This window comes from Actinomadura nitritigenes (genome assembly GCF_017573545.1).
Lineage (GTDB): Bacteria > Actinomycetota > Actinomycetes > Streptosporangiales > Streptosporangiaceae > Spirillospora > Spirillospora nitritigenes.
The window spans coordinates 1-3,389 of record NZ_JAGEOK010000087.1 but is presented as its reverse complement, the minus strand read 5'-3'; the positions used below and the strand labels follow the sequence as shown (position 1 = coordinate 3,389).

Below are 3,389 nucleotides of genomic sequence, written 5' to 3'. Positions count from 1 at the left end.
GACACCGGGGAGGCTGCGTGACACAGCTCTCCCTCGACGGGTCGGACGCCCCTGCGGCCGAGGAGACCGGTTCGGGGGCGGTGGTCAAGACGCTGCCGCCGCTGGCGCGTGAGGTCCTGCAAGCGGTCGCGATCGAACACGGCGTGTGCATCCGGCCCGTCCCCATGCGGCGGGTCAACCTGACCACGGGCGAATCCGAAGTGGTCTACGTCCCGTGCAACCACACCCTTGCCTCGGTCTGCCCTCCCTGCGCCGAACGCAAGCGCAAGCTTCGCGCCGTCCAGTGCAACCAGGGCTGGCACCTGGCCGAGGAACCGGTCATCACGCGCGCCGATCCCGACGAGCAACAGCGCTCGCTGATGGAGCTTCGGGCACGGGCACAGACCGAACGCGACCACGCGGCCGAGACCGGCTCATCGCACGGGGAAGGCGTCGAGTTCTGGGACGGGCTCCTGCGCGAACTCGATGTCGAGATCGAACGCTCCGGCGTGCGCGGCGCCCTCAAGACCGGCGAGGATGCCAAAGGCCGGCGGACCCGCTCCACCCGGCGGCGGCAGGACGCGCCCGACCTTCCCCGCCGTCCGGTCGACTCCCGCACGGTCGGCAAGGTGTTCCGGGGCCGCGATGGGAAGACGTTCCGGCCGTCCATCTTCCTGACCCTGACCTTGGACTCCTACGGGCGGGTGCGCTCGGACGGTACCCCGGTCGACCCGGCCACCTACGACTACAAGCGGGCCGCTCGCGATGCGCTGCACTTCTCCAAGCTGGTCGACCGGTTCGTGCAGAACCTGCGGCGCTTCGTCGGCTACGACGTCCAGTACTTCGCGACCGTCGAGCCGCAACGGCGGTTGGCGCCGCACCTGCACATGGCGATCCGCGGGACCATCTCCCGCGCAGAACTGCGCCAGGTCGTCGCGGCCACGTATCACCAAGTCTGGTGGCCCTCGACCGATCGCGTCGTCTACTCCGGTGACCGGCTCCCCGTCTGGGACGACGCTGCGGGCGAGAACGGCGGCTACCTCGACCCCACCACCGGTGAAGTCCTCCCCACCTGGGATGACGCCCTGGACGCGATCGGCCTGGACGACGACGCCGAACCCCTGCACGTGATGCGGTTCGGCCGTCAGATCGACGCACAAGGCGTCATGGCCGATTCCGACCAGTCCCGGCGGCTGATCGGCTACCTGACCAAGTACCTGGTCAAGGGCGTGGCCGAGTGCCACGAAGCCGGGACCGAAGCGCAGCGCGAACACGTCGACCGGATGGCCGAGACGCTCCGCTTCGAGCCGTGCTCTCCGACGTGCGCGAACTGGCTGCGCTACGGCGTCCAGCCCAAGAACGCCCGGCGGGGGATGACTCCGGGGTTCTGCAAGGGCAAGGCACACCGCCGCGAACACCTCGGCTACGGCGGCCGTCGCGTCCTGGTCTCCCGCAAGTGGTCGGGCAAGACGCTCGCCGATCACAAGGCCGACCGAAAGGCGTGGGTCCTGGCTCGGCTGGCTGAGGCCGGAATCCCCGTGCTCAACCCGGCCGACCCCAACGCCGTCCATGTCTGGGAACGCGCCGGACCCGGTGACCCCGACGTCAAGCCGACCGAGCAACGGCTCATGCACATGATCAACGAGCGCGTCACGCGCCGCGCTCAACTCGACCAAGCGACCCAGAACGACACCCCAGAACTTTCGGCAACTCGGGAGGCAGCGTGACCAGAGGGACGGTCGGTCCTTCGAACTCCTCGGCTGATCGGCTTCTGACCGTGGCTGAGGCGGCCGAATACCTCAACACCTCGCAGCGGTTCCCGCGTCGGCTCATCGCCGAACGGCGCATCCGCTTCGTCAAGCTCGGGCGGTTCGTCCGCATCCCCGAGTCCGCGCTTCGCGAGTTCATCGCGGCTGGACTGGTCGAGCCCATGACCGCGTCCGACGTCTGGAAGGCTGCGTAATGGCGAACAAGGAGGGGCATCGCCGCTTCGGCTGGGTGCGCAAGCTGCCCTCGGGGCGGTATCAGGCGAGCTACCTGGGGCCTGATGGCAAGCGTCGGAACGCGCCGGAGACGTACCAGCGCAAGAGCGACGCTGAACGGTTTCTCTCGCTGGTCGAAGTGCAGATGATGCAAGGGCAGTGGATCGACCCTGAGCGCGCGAAGGTCAAGCTCGGCGTCTACGCCGCGAAGTGGATCAAAGAGCGGCCTGGTTTGCGGCCTCGTACCGTCGAGTTGTACGAACGGCTCTTGCGGAACCAGATCGGTCCGCATCTGGGCGCCGTCTCGGTCGGCGACATCAAGACGAGCATGGTGCGGGAATGGCGGACGGCTCTCCTGGACTCTGGTGTTTCGGCAAGCGTGACCGCAAAGGCGTATCGGCTGCTGCGGGCGGTCCTCATGACCGCGACCGATGAAGACGGGATGCTCGCGCGCAACCCGTGCCGGATCAAGGGCGCTGGTGACGAGTCACCGGAAGAACGCCCGGTGCTCACGCTGGCGCAGGTCTTCGAGCTGGCCGAGCTGCTCGGCCGTCATCCTGTCGGCAACATCCGCAAGATGCCGTCCGGAGAGTTCCAGCTCCGATACCGGCTGGTGGAGGGCGGGACGCGTGCCTTCCCTCAGTACCTCCCGGACCGTCAGGCGGCCGAGCGCGTGTTGTGGAACCTCGCCGTAGAGGGATACGCGGCCGTCGAGCATGACGACCGATACCGCGCGCTGGTGCTCCTGGCGACCTTCGCGAGTCTCCGTTGGGGTGAGGCTGTGGCGCTGGTCCGACGGGATATCGACCTGGGGGCCGGCGCCGTGTCCGTCCGGCGGCAGTACCTCGAACTCGATACTGGGGACCTGGTGATCGGGCCTCCCAAGTCTCGGGCGGGCAAGCGCACCGTGAGCTTCCCGGCGGGCATCGTCCCGTTGATCCGGGAACACCTTCGGACGCACGTCGCCGAGGATGCGTCAGCGCTGGTCTTCGCGGGGCCGAACGGCGGGGTCCTGCGGCGGGGCAACTTCCGGCGGGCGTCCCGGTGGGCTCTGGCCGTGGAAACGCTCGGGCTTCCGAACCTGCACTTTCACGACCTTCGACACACGGGCAATACCCTTGCGGCGCAGAGCGGGGCGAGCCTGCGTGACCTCATGGATCGCATGGGGCATGACAGCGTGCGGGCGGCGATGATCTATCAGCACGCCACCTCTGAGGCGGGCCGTGCGATCGCCGATGCGCTCAACGACAAGATCAAGGCGGAGCGGGGCGGCGACGATGACGAGGATGACGGCGGCCTCGGTGGCGTGCTCGTCCCGGTGGCCTAATCGCACGCTAATCGCACGAACGCCCCCGTCCGGGAGTCGGATGGGGGCGTTTCTGCTGGTGGAGCCTAGGGGATTCGAACCCCTGACACCCGGCTTGCAAA

At 68.2% G+C, this 3,389-nt stretch carries 3 protein-coding genes; all 3 read left to right on the top strand.

Features of this window, described 5'->3' with window-relative positions:
* Positions 1 to 17: 17 nt before the first annotated feature.
* From J4557_RS48890 to J4557_RS48880, 3 genes are read left to right on the top strand one after another with little or no spacing between them, the layout of a single operon-like run.
* Positions 18 to 1,706, top strand: coding sequence for a replication initiator (locus J4557_RS48890; protein ID WP_372442618.1), 1,689 nt, complete (start codon positions 18 to 20; stop codon positions 1,704 to 1,706).
* Between the two features lie 50 nt (positions 1,707 to 1,756).
* Positions 1,757 to 1,942: an excisionase family DNA-binding protein gene (locus tag J4557_RS48885; protein WP_307800635.1), complete on the top strand. Its 186-nt coding sequence runs from the start codon at positions 1,757 to 1,759 to the stop codon at positions 1,940 to 1,942.
* On the top strand, positions 1,942 to 3,288 hold the full coding sequence (locus tag J4557_RS48880; RefSeq protein WP_208274782.1) for a tyrosine-type recombinase/integrase: 1,347 nt from the start codon (positions 1,942 to 1,944) through the stop codon (positions 3,286 to 3,288). The genes J4557_RS48885 and J4557_RS48880 overlap by 1 nt, the downstream gene beginning before the upstream one ends.
* The last annotated feature ends 101 nt before the right edge of the window (positions 3,289 to 3,389 follow it).

Coding starts and splice junctions, on each gene's coding strand:
- J4557_RS48880 (WP_208274782.1), top strand. CDS start 1,942: ATGGCGAACAAGGAGGGGCATCGCCGCTTCGGCTGGGTGCGCAAGCTG.